Here is a 15,728-nt window from a genome sequence, read left to right as displayed (position 1 = left end):
ACCCCATTCAGAGCATGGGGTCATGACTGCTCTGAATATGGAACTTTAATTATCCTGAAGACTTGCTGAATGGGCATTCATGCACTTTAATTAGTAATCATAAATACATCCCGTGGAAAGACCTTTTCATATGACAACACGCGTCCTGATCTGCGACGACTCCAGCGTAGCTAGAAAGCAAATGGCGAGAACCTTGCCAAGTGACTGGGAAATAGAAGTTTCATTTGCGAAACATGGTGAAGAAGCATTGGCAGCCATTAAAGAGGGTTTGGGAGACATTATGTTTCTCGACCTCAACATGCCAGTCATGGATGGTTATGAAACCTTAGAGCAGATTCAGAAACAAGATTTGCCAACGATGGTAATTGTCGTATCAGGAGATATTCAACCTGAAGCACATGAACGCGTTAAGGCTCTAGGCGCAATCGACTTCATTAAGAAACCTACTTCGACTGAAGCGCTCACAGAGCTACTTGAGAAATTTGGCCTTTACAGAGCACCAGAGCCCTCAGCCGCTCCTGCTACGCCTGCAAGAGCACCGATAATTAAGAAAGGTGAAATCGGCAATATTGGCACCCGCGACTGCATGCAAGAAATAGCGAATGTCGCAATGGGACAAGCAGCTGACCTACTCGCTCGGCTTTTGAAAGTCTTCGTAAAACTGCCTATACCAAACGTTAACTTGCTCGAAGTTAGTGAGTTAGAAATGGCCTTATCACTCACCGAGCAACAAGACACCTACTCTGCCGTTTGCCAAGGTTTTATCGGTTCGGGTATTAGTGGTGAAGCCTTGCTCAATTTCAGTGATTCAAGTTTTGGTGATATCGCCAAGCTGCTCGACTACAAAGGCGAAGTCGATCGCATGGTTGAGCTTGAGCTACTAATGGAAGTGGCCAGTATTCTAGTGGGCGCCTGTACTAACGGTATTGCCCAACAACTCGACACCACCTTCAGTCAAGGGCACCCGGTTGTTTTAGGGCAGCATGTCAAAGTAAGTGAATTGATCAAAGCCAATGCCAAGCGCTGGAAGAAAACACTCGCCATTGAAATCACTTACGAAATTGAAAACTACAACATTAGTTGCGACCTGTTATTACTGTTCACTGAAGATTCACTGGACAATTTGAACAAACGACTTTCCTACTTGATGGATTAATAGCCGAACTATGGAACGATCACAGATAGATATAAAAGAATTTCACTGGCTGATGGATATGCTGCAAACCATCGATGTCGGCCTCGTGGTACTGGATCGCAACTTTAGCATTAAAGTTTGGAACAGTTTCATGGAGAGCCATAGCGGCATAACTCCATTGCAGACCAAAGACAAGAATCTCTTTGACTTATTCCCTGATTTGCCCAGAGATTGGCTAGAGCATAAATCTAATTCAGTGTTTATGTTAAAAAACCGCTCCTTTATGACCTGGGAGCAGCGACCTTATCTGTTCAAATTCAAAAACTACCGCCCAATTACCGGCACAGAACCATTCATGTACCAAAACGTGACCATCTCACCTTTGGTATCTGCTGATGGAACGGTAAACCATATCGCTATCATTCTCTATGACGTGACTGATATTGCCGCGAACCGGAACGCACTGGAACGAGCGAACTCTGAATTAGAAATGCTGAGTCGAACTGATCGCCTGACTCGGCTAAACAATCGAGGTTATTGGGAAGAGTGCCTAGAAGCAGAGTTTAGCCGTTATAAGCGCTATCACACGACTTGCTCTGTCATTATGTTTGATATTGACCACTTCAAGAAGGTAAATGACACCTATGGTCACCAAGCCGGCGATGAAGTAATCAGGCAAGTTTCTCAGGCACTTCGGGATAACCTTCGTAAAACTGATATTGCCGGCCGCTACGGTGGTGAAGAGTTTGGCGTTATTCTTGGTAACACCGATGCCGAACATTCCATGGTTTTCTGCGAACGTGTTCGCAAACAGATCGAAGCCATGGAAGTTGTTCATGACGGTAAAACAATCAAATTTACCATTAGCTTGGGAATTAGTCAGGCTGTTGAAGCCACTAGCGACTATATGACCTGGCTTGAACAAGCTGACCAAGCCTTATATGCCTCTAAAGAAGGCGGGCGAAACCAGACCAATACATTCTCCCATAGTTAAAATCTAGCGTGCCGCCGAAAGGTGTGTCGCGCTAGAGATAACGTCATCAACCACGACAATTCTAATAATATTTTGGAGTCACTATGATCCGCCGCTCAAAGTTTCAAAACATAAGCTTTGCTATTCTTGCCGCCGCTAGCGCATCAGCACTTTCCCAAACATTAGCCCCTGCTCAATCCGTATCGCCATTACAAGAAGAAATACAGTGGCTACAGGCAGAGACTTATGTTTCTACGGCAACTAAGACTTTGGAAGATATTAAGAAAAGTGGAGCAAGTGTTACCGTCATTACCGCTGCTGACTTAAAAAGAATGGGTGCGCGCAACCTAATGGACGCACTAAAGCGCGTACCTGGCTTAGGTGTTTACCAAACTAATATGGGAAGGTCTACCCTCGAGATAAGAGGGCTAAAAACAGACTTCAGTGAAAAAGTATTATTTCTAATCAATGGCCACGCTAACAATAACAACCTGGTAAATGGTGGTGCACTAAGCTCTTACAACAACTTTATTGTCGATGACATTAGCCGGGTAGAAATTGTCCGTGGCCCTGGCTCAGCACTCTACGGAGCCAATGCTTTTGTCGCCGTAATTAACATCATCACCAAAACGGCTCAGAATACACAAGAAACAACACTAAGCGCAGGCATCGGAAGTGACCAATCAAGGAAGCTCAATGCATCGTATCGCGATGGTACAGGCCCTTTAAAGATGGTGAACAGATTGTAGCCATCATTTCGGACTACATTATGCCTGTTACCAAAGGCGATAAGTTCTTGATTGACGTTCATGCCATGTTCCCTGATATCATCAAGATAATACTCACGGGTCATGCCGATAGCTCAGCAGTCCAAGAAGCCTATGAACAAGCGAATCTTGCCGCCTGTTTTGGCAAGCCCTGGGAAATAGAGGATATACTCACCTGCTTAAGAGAGCATTTATCCAATAAGTAGCTGTACGGAGACAGAAGTCTAAGCATGGGAATTCGCAACAAACTACTTTTCATCATTGCTAGTGCACTTTTACTTGTGCTTTATGTCAGCACTCACCTTCAAATAAACCTACACAAGCAAGCATTTGATACCGAGTTAGAGAAGCGTATCGTTCTGCTAAAACATAACCTCAACCAACAAGCACTCGTCCAAGCCCAAGCGTTGAGTAGCTCGATCGCAGAAAACCTGGCATCGTTCAATCTTTTTTCTCTAACCCAAATTATTAACGATTCTGTCAACAACACACCAGAGCTGCAGCAAGCTATTTTAGTATCCAAAAACGGCAAAGTATTTATCCACACATCAGATCCGTTGCAGCAACAGCTACCCTATCAGCCGACAAATCATGGCAGCATTAGTCAGGTGAGCATAAAAACCCCTGATAGTATTTCAGTCCTCGGGATTAATAACCCTGAAGACAGCGCTCTTCCGATCTCTTCACTTGAATACCGCGTACCGATAACTATTGGAGAATCCCACTGGGGTGATATTTACCTTCTATATTCGCTGAAAAAACTGAACAAAGTGATCACCCAATCTATTGCAGAAAATACTCAACTACAAGAAGAACAAACGAACAAGGCATTTTATAGTGCCGGAGCGATTTTGTTAGTCGCCTTTGTGCTGATCTCTCAGTTAGCAGAGCGCTTAGTTGAGCCCATAGTGCGTTTAAGCGCTTACACCAAAGAAATTGCAAACGGAAACTTCACTAAAGTCCATAACGCCGCAATAACTGGTACTGATGAAATTGCCGAACTCAGTCATAACTTCACCGACATGGCTAAAAACCTGGAAGAAAATTACCTAGAACAAGCGCAATATAATTTAACGCTTGACGCAAAAGTTAATGAGCGAACAAAGGCGCTGCATAAGAAGAACGAAGAGTTACTTAACGCCTTCAAAAAAGTAGAAGAAAGCCAACAGCAGTTAATATACTCAGAAAAAATTGCAGCACTTGGTCAACTGATCGCAGGTATTGCTCACGAAATCAATACGCCTCTCGGGGCAATAGGCGCATCGGCCAGTAATACCTCTATGAGTTTGGAAGACCACCTTACCCAACTGAAACCTATTCTGGAAAAAAGCCCCGACCCTGACGCTCAAGCACTGAATAAGATCATCTCGCTGATAGGGAGGTCGACGAATAATCATTCCGACTCCCTTAGCACGCGTGAGGAAAGGGCAATTAAGCGCTCTCTATCAAAAGAACTTGCTCCCCATCATCAGGAAGGTGCTGAAGATCTAGCAGAATTGCTATTGGAAATGGGCTTACACGATCAGCTCAGCGCACTAAAACCTGAAATTCTCGACCCTGAAAATAACAAAATCGTTTCCCTCGCTCACTCCCTTACGAGTATTCGAAGAAACAACATGACCATTCATACCGCCATCGCGCGCGTATCAAAAATAGTCTTTGCCTTGAAGAGTTTCTCTCATCAAGACTGCAGCGGAGAAATGATTCAAAGCAATATCAACGACGGCATTAAAACAGTCTTGGTGCTTTACCAGAACCAGTTTAAGCAAGGCTGTGAAGTGCACTTGGACTATGGTGATTTACCCTCAACACTCTGCTACCCCGACGAACTAAACCAAGTCTGGACCAACTTAACCCATAACGCACTTCAAGCAATGCATAATGAAGGTGAATTATCGGTCTCTACCAAAGTACAGGAGGGTAATATTCTTGTGCAGTTCACCGACAACGGTCCAGGAATTCCTGAGGATATCCAAGAAAAGGTATTTTCATCCTTCTTTACCACAAAACCAGCCGGAGAAGGCAGCGGTTTAGGACTAGGAATCTGTAAGAAAATTGTCGATAAGCATCAAGGAAATATTGATTTTGAGAGTGAAGTTGGGCGCACGACTTTCTCGGTAAGTATTCCGATTAGAGTTAAATAGCTCAGAATCGCTAGCCTTTACCCATTTTACTTTTGACTAGGATAAAACAAAAAAAAGGAGCTTGGCCGAAACCAAACTCCTTCTTATTTAACTTGTGTCGAAATGTAATGAACTACTTAGATAAATCCAACAATAGCTTATTCAAACGAGACACAAAGGCACCTGGATCTTTCAGCTGTTCGCCGCTAGCCAAGGCTGCCTGGTCAAACAAGACGTTGGCCAAGTCGTTGAAACGGTCATCATTTTGCTCTTCGTTCAACTTCTGAACCAATGGGTGCTCCGGGTTCACTTCGAAGCTTGGTTTAGTCTCTGGAACAGCCTGACCAGCTGCTTCCATGATCTTCTTCATTTGTGCGTCCATATCGTGTGCACCGGCCACCAAGCAAGCTGGCGAGTCAGTCAGACGATTAGTAACACGAACTTCTTCAACCTTGTCGCTTAACAAGTCTTTGATCTGGCCGATCAAGCTTTCATAAGTTTTGCTCGCTTCTTCGATCTGTTTTTTGTCTTCTTCGTCTTCGATATCACCTAGATCTAGCTCGCCTTTGGTGATGTCTTGCAAGTGCTTACCGTCAAAGTCACTCAAGTAAGAAATCATCCAGCCATCAACACGATCACTCAGCACAAGCACTTCAATACCCTTTTTACGGAAGATTTCCATGTGAGGGCTACTGATACCGGCTGCATAGCTCTCAGCGCTAACATAGTAGATCTTGTCTTGGCTCTCTTGCATACGTTCAATGTACTGCGCTAGAGAAACTGTCTGCTTGCTATCCCCTTCAGTGGACGCAAAACGTAATAAACCGGCAACTTTCTCTTTATTTCCAAAGTCTTCAGCCAAGCCTTCCTTGATTACCTGGCCAAACTCATCCCAGAAAGACTGATACTTTTCAGCATCGTTCTTCGCCATCTTGGTCAACATATCAAGAACACGCTTGGTCAAAGCAGTCTTCATACTTTCAACGGTCTTGTCACTCTGCAAGATTTCACGAGAGACGTTCAGCGAAAGATCGCGAGTATCAACAATACCTTTAACAAACCGTAGGTACAGAGGCAGGAACTGCTCAGCTTCATCCATGATGAAAACACGCTGAACGTACAACTTGAGCCCTTTCGGTACATCGCGGTTGTACATATCAAAAGGCGCTTTTGAAGGAATATACAATAAGCTTGTGTAGTCCAATTTACCTTCAACACGGTTATGAGACCAAGTTAGTGGCTCTTGGAAGTCATGAGAAATATGCTTATAGAAAGATTGATACTCTTCTTCTTTGATTTCAGACTTAGACAAAGACCAAAGCGCTGTGGCTTCGTTGACTGTCTCGTCTTTTGGCTCTTCTGGCTCTTTACCTTCTTCAGCAGGCATTGGCTCAGACTTCATCACAACCGGGAAGGCGATATGGTCAGAATACTTCTTAACCAGACTACGTAGCTTCCAGCCGTTAGCAAACTCAGCCTCTTCCTCTTTCAGGTGAAGCACAATCGAAGTACCACGCTCGGCACGCTCGATATTCTCTATGGTGAATTCACCTTCACCTTCGGAGCTCCAGTGAACACCTTCCGCTTTATCTGTACCCGCTTTACGCGTGAATACATCAACTTTCTTGGCAACAATAAATGCGGAATAGAACCCAACACCGAACTGACCAATCAACTGAGAATCTTGCTGGCTATCACCTGTTAGCTTAGACATAAACTCGGCAGTGCCTGACTTGGCAATCGTACCTAAGTGGTTAATGACATCATCACGATTCATACCGATACCGTTATCAGTTAATGTCACTGTCTTGGCTTCTTCATCAAACTCTAGACGAATCTTCAGATCACCATCGTCTTCGTACAAAGAGTTGTTAGATAGCGCTTCAAAACGCAGCTTATCTTCTGCATCGGAAGCATTTGAAATCAATTCGCGTAAGAAGATCTCTTTATTTGAATAAAGGGAATGGATCATCAAATGTAGAAGCTGCTTAACCTCTGTTTGAAAGCCAAGGGTTTCCTGCTTTGCTTCTAAATTATCTTGTGCTGACATATATTTGTTTCTCTCGTTTTTCGTTGTTCAGAAAAATTGATTTGTCGCTTTCCGGCAGCAATTTATCTCAAACTTATGAGAGGGACTGCATTATCAATGCAGCCTTGCTTACCACCGACCTGAAAAGCCTTGAAACCTTATGTGGGGATGGCATTTTTAATTTCAAGTAATTTTTATCGTGTTTTGTTTCGAGCTGTTTCGCGCACAAAGCCAGATTATGGTTTAATGCCCTCCACCTACCTTTACAAAGATAAATTGAGAATCATGTTAAAAGCCCTTACCACACTATTATTCGCAGTTGTTTTGATTATTGGCCTCGGTGCGGCCGCACTCGATGGTTTCTACGGCGGCGGCGATGCCTTCCCTGATAGAAGTGGCCAGCCCCTGCTCCCGGCTGAAGCGCTTATCAAAGTTGCTGACCTGCCCTACCCTCCTGGAAACATCGCAGTCTCGAAAAATGAGCGCATCTTTTTCACTTATCATCCGGAAGGTTTTCCACCCTATAACATCGCAGAACTGGTTGATGGCGAAGCCAAACCATTTGAGTTCGAGTCACCAGCTGGTCTTAACTTGAGTACTGTTCTATCAATGCGTTTAGACAGACAAGGCCGCTTATGGCTACTCGACTATGGTGACCATGGGCAAGAAACACCTCAGATCCTTGCCGTGGATATTGAGTCCCGCGAGGTTGTGCATCATCATCGTTTTAGTTCAGATATTGCAGGGCTAGGCTCACATATGAATGACTTCCAAGTCAGTCATGATGGCACACGCATCTATATCGCCAATGCAAGTATCATAGGTCTTAGCCCATCTATCATCGTTTATGATGTGATAGAACAGCGTGCTCGTATTGCTATTGAAGACCACGACTCGGTCGACCCGGACTACTATGTTCCTCATGTCGAAGGTGTGAAAATGCTGATGTTTGGTGTTTTTGCTATTCGCCCTGGCGTTGACTCTATTGCGCTAGACCGCAACGAAGAATGGCTTTACTTTGCTCCCGTTACCGACGAGAAGATGTGGCGCGTACGGGTAAGTGATTTGAATAATCCTGCACTAAGTGCAGAAGCGCTGAAAACTAAAATCGAAGCTTTTGGTGAAAAGACCATGAGCGATGGCATCACTATCGATGATGAGGACACTCTATACATCAGCGATCTGGAGCATTCGGCTATCATACAGATGCGCTCTGATGGTTCCATACAAACACTTTACAAAGACAAGAAGCTTCGCTGGCCTGATGGTTTCAGCTTCGGCCCGAATGGCTGGTTATACGTTACTGCTAGTGCGCTACAAAGTGTGATAGCCAAGCCTGACCAGTACATTCAAGAAAAAGGCCCTTATCAGATATTTAAATTGAAGACCGATACCACTGCTTACCCTGGGCATTGAGGTTGAATTTCAAAGGGGTCAGACTCGATTGAATTTCAATCGAGTCTGACCCCTTTGAAAAACCTAATCCTCTAACAAAAAATGCGCTCTGGCCAAGGCAATTGGCTTATCGCGGCTTTCTTGCCAGGCGTGAACTTCGACATTAGCAACGCGGCCACCCTGGCGGGTCACATTACAATAGGCATAGGTATCCTGGTTTGCACCGGCACGTAAGTAATCTAATGAAAAATCAATAATTTTGGGAAATTTCAAAGTCGACTGAGATACCAGCAAATACATAGCACTAGACAATTCCATAAAGCCACCAATGACACCACCATGAATTGCGGGAAGAATAGGATTACCAATATTGCCTTCCTTCTGATTTAACTTAAAGGTTAGCTCTCCTCTATCATCCAGGCATTCAATGCCAATCAATTGCGCATAAGGAATAGCTGAGGTCAGTATCTTGTAGTCGCTCTTGTCGCGCGCTTGTATCACCGAATCTTTAAAATCTTCGGGCAGAGAAACCTTGCCAATATTCTTTGATTGATAAACAGGAATATCTTTCGTCATCACATCTAAGGAAGGAATGCCCTTCTCGCCCATACGCATAAAGGTTGCGACACAATGCGCCACAGTCCGGTCAATCTGATAAGCCTCACACTTCATAAACAAGATATTGTTGGTTGAACGGTAGCAGCTTGCTCTCGCGAATACTGACTGCCCCGGTTTTGCCTGGCGCATATAGTCAACACGCAAATCTAGTGTTGGGCAGAGTTCAAACTCCGGCATTGCACATAGCACACCGGCACCTGCGGTCGTATCCATCAAGGTGGTAATCGCACCACCATGAATAACCCCTGAATCTGGGTTACCGATAATCTTCTCGCTGTAAGGCAATTCTAGTATCAGCTCGTTTTCTCTTGCAGAAACAACCTTAATACCCAACTCCTGGCACTGAGCCAATACGCTTACAAAGCTTTCGACTTGGGTAAACAACATGGTTTCGTCTCTCATTCATTCTCTCACAATCAGCGTTACATAATTTAGCTGGGAACGCTTATTCTAGTTAAGCATAAAATGTCAGCTCCTTATCAGCTAACATATTTGAAGCGCCGAAGTATAACCAATGTCACACTTTTTAAGAAATGTAATTAATCAGGAGATTTCCACCTAGCATCCTATTTATAACAATAGTAATTACTCATTTGCTATTGAAAAGAGTGAATCCATTAGCGCAAAATTGACTTACTGTTAACTAGAACCCGGTATTGTCTTATGCGCCCCATTTTTACTTATCTTCTACTCTGCCTAACCTTGCTCTGTAGCGCTTGCTCTGTAAACCCGGTAACCGGAGAAAAGCAGCTAATGTTCAGCTCTTTTTCTGAAGACGTTAAAATAGGCCAGCAACAATACCAACCAGCACAGCAATCACAAGGTGGCGCCTACAACCTTGATCCGAAGCTTAGTGAATATGTCAGCACGGTTGGTATGAGGCTCGCCGCCCTTAGTGATGTCCCAAAACTTCCCTATGAGTTTGTCGTTCTCAATAACTCAGTCCCTAATGCTTGGGCCCTGCCATCAGGCAAGATTGCTATTAATCGTGGCCTGCTCTTAAAGCTGGAAAGTGAAGCTCAACTAGCTGCAGTGCTTAGTCATGAAATTGTTCACGCTGCTGCCAGACACGGCGCCCAGCGTCAGCGTGATAATTTACTGGTTCAAGTCGGCATGGCGGGCCTGGGTTTAGGCTTGGCGAATAATGACTATCGAGACTTAATTATTGGCGGTGCGAACTTAGGGGCAAGGTTAACCACTGCCAAATATGGACGCGACCACGAGCTGGAATCAGACCACTACGGCATGAAATATATGGCTAAGGCTGGCTACAACCTGCAGGGCGCTGTTGAACTTCAAAAGGTTTTTGTCTCACTATCAAAGCAGCAAAAAAGTTCATGGCTTGACGGTTTATTTGCTTCACACCCGCCCTCTCAAGAACGGGTAGAAGCAAATATCAAATACGCTGCCTCAAACCCTGTCAAAGACGCCTTCTCGGGTAAAGAGGCGTATCAACAAGCCATCGCCTACCTCAAGAGTAAACAAGAAGCTTACGACCTGGCAGACCAGGCGAATGCCGCCCTGGCACAAAAAGATTACGACCTGGCGCTTAGCCTTATTTCTAAAGCAAGTAATATAGAACCTAAAGAAGCACTATTTAGCGCCATAAAAGGCGATGCATTGGCCGCTAAGGGAAATAAAGATTCTGCACTTGCGGCCCATATGCGCGCCACAGAGCTCAACCCAAATCAATTTTCTTATTACTTAAAGCGTGCTCAAAGCTATGCCGCTCTAGGCCAATCTAGCTATGCCATTGATGATTATCGCTATAGCATGCGTTTACTACCAACAAGTATTGCTGCCCTACAATTAGGAGAGCTATACAGCGAGTCTCAGAATCAGGAACAAGCACTTAAGTACTATGCACAAGCAGCCCAGGCGCAAGGCGATATAGGTCAACAGGCAAAACTAAAACTGGCCCTAATCGAAATTAAGCAAACACCGGAAAAATACTTAAAGGCCAAGCATGTTCAAGACCCTAAAGGGCCTTTATTGGTGACAATAGAAAACCATAGTCCACTGAACATTGGCGCTCTACAGTTGCGCACGCAGCTAATTGACGCAAATGGAAAAGTAATTAAGATTGAAGAATGGTCAATTAACGAAACGATTCCGGCGCAAAAACGCAGCCCCTACTATCCTGCCAAAGTTGTTTATCACTTAAAAACAGGCGAAAAGGTTAAAACCAGCATTAGCTCGGTGACACTTGAATAGAAACACCAATTAGGAACCGTTTTGTTTGCTTGATATCCATTGGCGAGTATTAGCACCAAGTACCAGTAAAGCCGGTGTTAGAAACAAGGTGAGGACTGTGGCAAACGCCAATCCACCAGCAATGGCACTAGATAACTGAGTCCACCACTGTGTAGAAGGTGCACCAAAAGCTACGTCGCGATTGATAAAGTCGATATTCATCGATAAGACCATCGGTATCAAACCAAGAACAGTGGTTCCTGCAGTCAATAACACGGGTCGCATACGAATCTCACCCGTCATCAAAGCCGCCTGATAAGGGCTAACTCCATTGTTGATATACGAGTTATAGGTATCAATCAATACAATATTATTGTTCACAACGATACCTGCCAAGGCAATGATACCCAAGCCGACCATCACGATACCGAAAGGCTGAGCTGTGATCAGCAGGCCCAGTAAAACCCCCGCGGTTGAAAAGACAATCGCACTCAATACTAAAATACTCTGATAAAAGCTGTTGAACTGTATGACGAGAATCAAAAGCATTAGAAAGATTGCCGTCATAAAAGCCGTACCGAGGAATTCTGCTGTTTCCTTCTGATCCTGTTCTTCCCCTTTTACGGCGATGCGTACATCTGGCTTAAATTCTGACAGATCGAACTCAGCTTGCAGAGCTTGTAGGCGCTCGCTAGGTAGCAGTCCTTCAAGAACATCTGACTGAATCGTAATAGCCCGTTTACCGTCAACCCGTTTTATCGTGCCATTCTTCGGCGCAGGATTCAGCGACACAAAGTTACTAATGGGCACCATGCCTTTTGAGGTTTGGATTCTGAAATTATCAAACTGATTGAGGTTTCTGAACTGTTCAGGGAAGCGAATACTAATATCGACTTCCTCTATCGTATCGTCCGGTCTAAAGTCGGCAACGCGATAGCCGTTCGTAATCATTTGAATGGCGCTACCGATCAAAGCGATATCGGCACCAAAACGTGCTGCGGCCTCTCTATCTACATCTAGTCGCCATTCGATACCCGGTAGCGCTCGATCATCCTCAATATCTTTAAAACCTTCGAGGGCTTCCATCTTTGAGAGGATAAGCTCAACCGCTTGCTCAGTGTGCTCAGGGTAGATTGCACTAACCTGCAACTTGATCGGTTTACCGCCAGAAGGGCCATTCTCTGCTTTGCGAAACTCCAACTTTACACCTGAAATATCAGCGGTCATCGCCTCCATTTCTGTGAGAATTTCTGACGCTACACGCCGCTTATCCCAATCAACAAATTGAAACTGAATTGAACCGATCACATCCTCGGCCATTGCATTCTGAGCTTGATTGAAAGAACGGGCATAAATTGATTCAAGCTCGTTTTTGCCTTCAATCAGACTTAAAAACCGACGTTCAACCTGTTTTAACAAGGCATCTTTTTCATGTATCGATAAGTCACCTCTAGCGTGAATAAGAACCTGCGCGCTATCCGGTTCGACATCTGGAAAGAACTCTACACCCTTTCCGAAAGCCCCATAGGCGACATAACTGAAGACTATGACGCCCAGTGCACCGATAAATGTTAAGCCCGGTCTCTTCAGCAAGGCACTCAAGCTTGAAACATAGGCCCGTTTCATCACACCGGCTTCTTCATTCAATGAGCTTATTGTATGCGGATGACCTCCATCACGTTCATACTCGTCTACTAACTTCCCTTTAGCCTTAGTTTGCCCTCCTAACCATGAGCCTAAAACGGGCAAAAATACCAGAGCCATAACAAGCGATGCCATCAAACAAATCATCACCGTAATGGGTAAGAACTTCATGAATTCGCCGACAACACCCGGCCAAGCAATCAAGGGAAGAAAAACAGCCAGCGTTGTCGCGGTCGATGCGATGATCGGCCATGACATCCGCTTTGATGCACTTGCGTAAGCTTTCGCTGCCGACATCCCTTTACTTTGATTTCGTGAGGCTAACTCGGCAACAACAATGGCTCCATCTACCAACATCCCGACAACCAGAATCAAGCTAAACAGCACCACAATATTCAAGGTCAAACCCATCATATTAATAATCATAATACTGCTAAGGAAGGATGCTGGAATAGCTATGCCCACCAAGAATGAAGAACGTAAGCCCAAAGCTCCAACAATGACGATCATGACCATAATAATCGCGCTCGACACGTTGTTTTGCAGATCTTGGAGCATATCTCTGATTTCGCCCGACTTGTCGAGAATAAACGTTTCCTTGACCGCAGCAGGCCAAAATTGACGTTTTTCTTTAACAATAGCCTTAACGCTTTCAATCACTTCGATAATGTTTGAACCGACACGCTTTTTAACTTCTAAAGACAAAGCAGACTCCCCGTTTACACGAGCAAACCCTGTCGGGTCTTTAAAGGAGCGCCTTACCGTCGCAACATCCCTAAAACTCACCACCCTATCACCAACCACTTTGATCGGCAGGGCCATAATATCTTCCAGATCCTCAATAACACCCGGCACTTTAATGACATGACGACCATAACCACTATCTATGGCGCCAGCAGCAACCAACTGGTTATTACGATTAACAATGCTCAACACGGTCTCAAAGTTTATCTGGTATGTTTCCAGTACCAGCGGGTCAACAATAATTTCCAATACTTCATCGCGCTCGCCGCCAATATCGACTTCCAGCACCCCAGGAAGCGCCTCCAAGTCATCTCTTAGATCTCTCACAATAGCCAATAACTGCCGCTCAGGAATAGGGCCTGCCAAGCTCATGCTGAAAACTGGAAACAGAGCGACGTTTACTTCATTAACTTCAGGTTCATCACTACTCGCAGGTAGCTTTGATTTGGCACGGTCAACCTTTTCACGGACGTCATCCAAGGCCGTATCACTGTCAAAACCGGCATCAAATTCAAGCGTCACCGATGCATGCCCTTCGGAGGCAACGGAGCTCATCTCTTTGACACCCTCTATCGACTTAAGCTCTTTCTCCATTGGCCGAATAAGTAGGCGCTCGGCATCTTCAGGTGAAATACCCTCATGCGACATCGATACGTAAACAATAGGAATGGCAATATCCGGCTCAGACTCTTTTGGGATACTCTGATAAGCAAAAATCCCGGATATTAGTAAAAATACCAAGACCAACAGCACAGCACGGCGACGCTCTATCGCCCAGTCGATTGGCGTTTTTGGTGCCGTACCAAAGTACTCTTTCATTAAGAATCTACTCCTGACGCCTTATCTTCTGCCGAAACTCGAACAGGGCTGACCTTTTCACCAACCGAAACAAAACCTTGCCCGACGGTAATAAGCTCAAGCACCTCGGGTAAACCGCCTAGCCAAACACCATCATTCTCGCTGCGTAAGAGTTCAACCGGATATGCTTTTACCCGCCCCTCAACATCGAGTCCTTTAATTTGCAGTTCACCCTGACTATCAAGGCTTAATAATGAAGGAGAAAGTTTGTGGGCTTTTTGCTGGCCAAGCAAAATACTAACGCGAGCGCTTTGGCCAAAGCGTTTTACTTGAGACGAATTCTGCGCCAAGGCCTCTATTCTGAAAGCGCGTGTCGCCAAATCAGCAATGCTCGATATATAAGTGATCTTGCCCTTTAGCTCAGTACCATTGAGTAACTTTGCCTCAACCACTTGCCCCAAAGCTAATTTGGCAACGTGCTGCTGAGGAACATCAGCACTAATGATAAGCGCCTGATCGTCGACAATTGTTGCCAACACAGTGCCTGGAGCAACGTAGTCACCCTGCTCAACGTGTAAGTCATTTAAAACACCCGCAAAAGGGCTAAGTATATGGGTGTGTTCGATTTCCAGCTCAACCTCTTTAACCGCGGCTTCAGCCGCCATTACATTCGCCTGATTTTGTTGCAGCTGATTTTCGGATAAGAGATTCTTTTCCTTCAGACTTAAGCTTGATTTCAACTCGGCCCTTGCAACCTTAAGATCCGCTTTAGCCCTTGCCAAGCGAGCCTGCCTATCATTCATCGCCAAATTGAGCACACGTTGACCGGCTGTCATTCGATCACCTTTCTTGGCGATCAATTTAGCAATAGCTCCTTCGGTCTCAGCACGAATATCAACATTTCTATCGGCATCTATTTCACCTTGCAAGTCGATACGCTGTGTGAGCTCCTGTGCCTTAAACTGCTTTACGGTCACGCGGAACAAACCTTCATCGCGCTGAGATGATTCCGCAATAACGTCCTGTCCTTGGTGCTCGGCATCATCTTTAAAATTCCCCGATAGAATCCACAGGGTAGCGACTATTGCCATAACAATAGAAAAAACTAAAGAGCGGTTCATCATGCCTCACTTAAAAGCTAATCAATCAATAAAGGATGGCCATTTAAAACGTCAGTAAACTAAGGCCTTGAGTTAATATCGATAGCATACACTAGAAGGGAAGAAAATTTTATGACCAATAGTCACAAAAAGTAAAATATATTGAACTCATATTCAAATAGCCTGTTTTTAAACACCACTAAAGCTTC

11 protein-coding genes are annotated in these 15,728 nt (G+C 44.8%); 7 read left to right on the top strand and 4 right to left on the bottom strand.

Annotated elements, in window-relative coordinates:
* Positions 1 to 130: 130 nt before the first annotated feature.
* The 5 genes from A3766_RS27440 to A3766_RS27420 all read left to right on the top strand — a co-directional run bounded on the left by A3766_RS27440 (position 131) and on the right by A3766_RS27420 (position 5,019).
* Positions 131 to 1,156, top strand: a complete 1,026-nt coding sequence (locus A3766_RS27440) for a response regulator (RefSeq protein ID WP_068510487.1) — start codon at positions 131 to 133, stop codon at positions 1,154 to 1,156.
* Between the two features lie 10 nt (positions 1,157 to 1,166).
* Positions 1,167 to 2,129 carry a diguanylate cyclase gene (locus A3766_RS27435; RefSeq protein ID WP_068510485.1) on the top strand — a complete coding sequence of 321 codons (963 nt, stop codon included), beginning with the start codon at positions 1,167 to 1,169 and terminating at the stop codon, positions 2,127 to 2,129.
* Between the two features lie 83 nt (positions 2,130 to 2,212).
* On the top strand, positions 2,213 to 2,857 hold the full coding sequence (locus A3766_RS27430) for a TonB-dependent siderophore receptor (RefSeq protein WP_068510482.1): 645 nt from the start codon (positions 2,213 to 2,215) through the stop codon (positions 2,855 to 2,857).
* Between the two features lie 20 nt (positions 2,858 to 2,877).
* Positions 2,878 to 3,081, top strand: a complete 204-nt coding sequence (locus A3766_RS27425; protein WP_068510480.1) for a hypothetical protein — start codon at positions 2,878 to 2,880, stop codon at positions 3,079 to 3,081.
* A gap of 24 nt (positions 3,082 to 3,105) precedes the next feature.
* Positions 3,106 to 5,019 (top strand): ATP-binding protein, encoded by a 1,914-nt coding sequence (locus A3766_RS27420; RefSeq protein WP_068510478.1) that lies wholly within the window; start codon positions 3,106 to 3,108, stop codon positions 5,017 to 5,019.
* 112 nt (positions 5,020 to 5,131) lie between these two features.
* On the opposite strand, the gene htpG is transcribed toward A3766_RS27420, so the two are convergent.
* Positions 5,132 to 7,048 (bottom strand): molecular chaperone HtpG, encoded by a 1,917-nt coding sequence (htpG, locus tag A3766_RS27415; protein WP_068510476.1) that lies wholly within the window; start codon positions 7,046 to 7,048, stop codon positions 5,132 to 5,134.
* Positions 7,049 to 7,312: 264 nt separating this feature from the next.
* Between htpG and A3766_RS27410 the strand changes: the two genes are divergently transcribed.
* Positions 7,313 to 8,443 carry an SMP-30/gluconolactonase/LRE family protein gene (locus A3766_RS27410; RefSeq protein WP_197470094.1) on the top strand — a complete coding sequence of 377 codons (1,131 nt, stop codon included), beginning with the start codon at positions 7,313 to 7,315 and terminating at the stop codon, positions 8,441 to 8,443.
* A gap of 63 nt (positions 8,444 to 8,506) precedes the next feature.
* Here A3766_RS27410 and A3766_RS32815 read toward each other — a convergent pair whose 3' ends face one another.
* Entirely contained in the window at positions 8,507 to 9,442 is a 936-nt protein-coding gene (locus A3766_RS32815) for a PaaI family thioesterase (RefSeq protein ID WP_368664571.1), read from the bottom strand.
* A 351-nt stretch (positions 9,443 to 9,793) separates the two neighbouring features.
* Here A3766_RS32815 and A3766_RS27400 point away from each other — a divergent pair, with 351 nt between their 5' ends.
* Positions 9,794 to 11,254, top strand: a complete 1,461-nt coding sequence (locus A3766_RS27400; RefSeq protein ID WP_197479795.1) for a M48 family metallopeptidase — start codon at positions 9,794 to 9,796, stop codon at positions 11,252 to 11,254.
* 9 nt (positions 11,255 to 11,263) lie between these two features.
* Here A3766_RS27400 and A3766_RS27395 read toward each other — a convergent pair whose 3' ends face one another.
* The gene (locus A3766_RS27395) at positions 11,264 to 14,440 is read right to left on the bottom strand and encodes an efflux RND transporter permease subunit (RefSeq protein WP_068510469.1); all 3,177 of its coding nucleotides are present in this window, start codon (positions 14,438 to 14,440) and stop codon (positions 11,264 to 11,266) included.
* Positions 14,440 to 15,543 carry an efflux RND transporter periplasmic adaptor subunit gene (locus tag A3766_RS27390; protein WP_082865095.1) on the bottom strand — a complete coding sequence of 368 codons (1,104 nt, stop codon included), beginning with the start codon at positions 15,541 to 15,543 and terminating at the stop codon, positions 14,440 to 14,442. The genes A3766_RS27395 and A3766_RS27390 overlap by 1 nt, the downstream gene beginning before the upstream one ends.
* Positions 15,544 to 15,728: the final 185 nt, after the last annotated feature.

This window comes from Oleiphilus sp. HI0132, assembly GCF_001635845.1.
The sequence above is the reverse complement of the archived record's forward strand: the minus strand, read 5'-3'. Positions and strand labels throughout refer to the sequence as shown.

Coding starts and splice junctions, on each gene's coding strand:
- A3766_RS27440 (WP_068510487.1), top strand. CDS start 131: ATGACAACACGCGTCCTGATCTGCGACGACTCCAGCGTAGCTAGAAAG.
- A3766_RS27435 (WP_068510485.1), top strand. CDS start 1,167: ATGGAACGATCACAGATAGATATAAAAGAATTTCACTGGCTGATGGAT.
- A3766_RS27430 (WP_068510482.1), top strand. CDS start 2,213: ATGATCCGCCGCTCAAAGTTTCAAAACATAAGCTTTGCTATTCTTGCC.
- A3766_RS27425 (WP_068510480.1), top strand. CDS start 2,878: ATGCCTGTTACCAAAGGCGATAAGTTCTTGATTGACGTTCATGCCATG.
- A3766_RS27420 (WP_068510478.1), top strand. CDS start 3,106: ATGGGAATTCGCAACAAACTACTTTTCATCATTGCTAGTGCACTTTTA.
- htpG (WP_068510476.1), bottom strand. CDS start 7,048: ATGTCAGCACAAGATAATTTAGAAGCAAAGCAGGAAACCCTTGGCTTT.
- A3766_RS27410 (WP_197470094.1), top strand. CDS start 7,313: ATGTTAAAAGCCCTTACCACACTATTATTCGCAGTTGTTTTGATTATT.
- A3766_RS32815 (WP_368664571.1), bottom strand. CDS start 9,442: ATGAGAGACGAAACCATGTTGTTTACCCAAGTCGAAAGCTTTGTAAGC.
- A3766_RS27400 (WP_197479795.1), top strand. CDS start 9,794: ATGTTCAGCTCTTTTTCTGAAGACGTTAAAATAGGCCAGCAACAATAC.
- A3766_RS27395 (WP_068510469.1), bottom strand. CDS start 14,440: ATGAAAGAGTACTTTGGTACGGCACCAAAAACGCCAATCGACTGGGCG.
- A3766_RS27390 (WP_082865095.1), bottom strand. CDS start 15,543: ATGATGAACCGCTCTTTAGTTTTTTCTATTGTTATGGCAATAGTCGCT.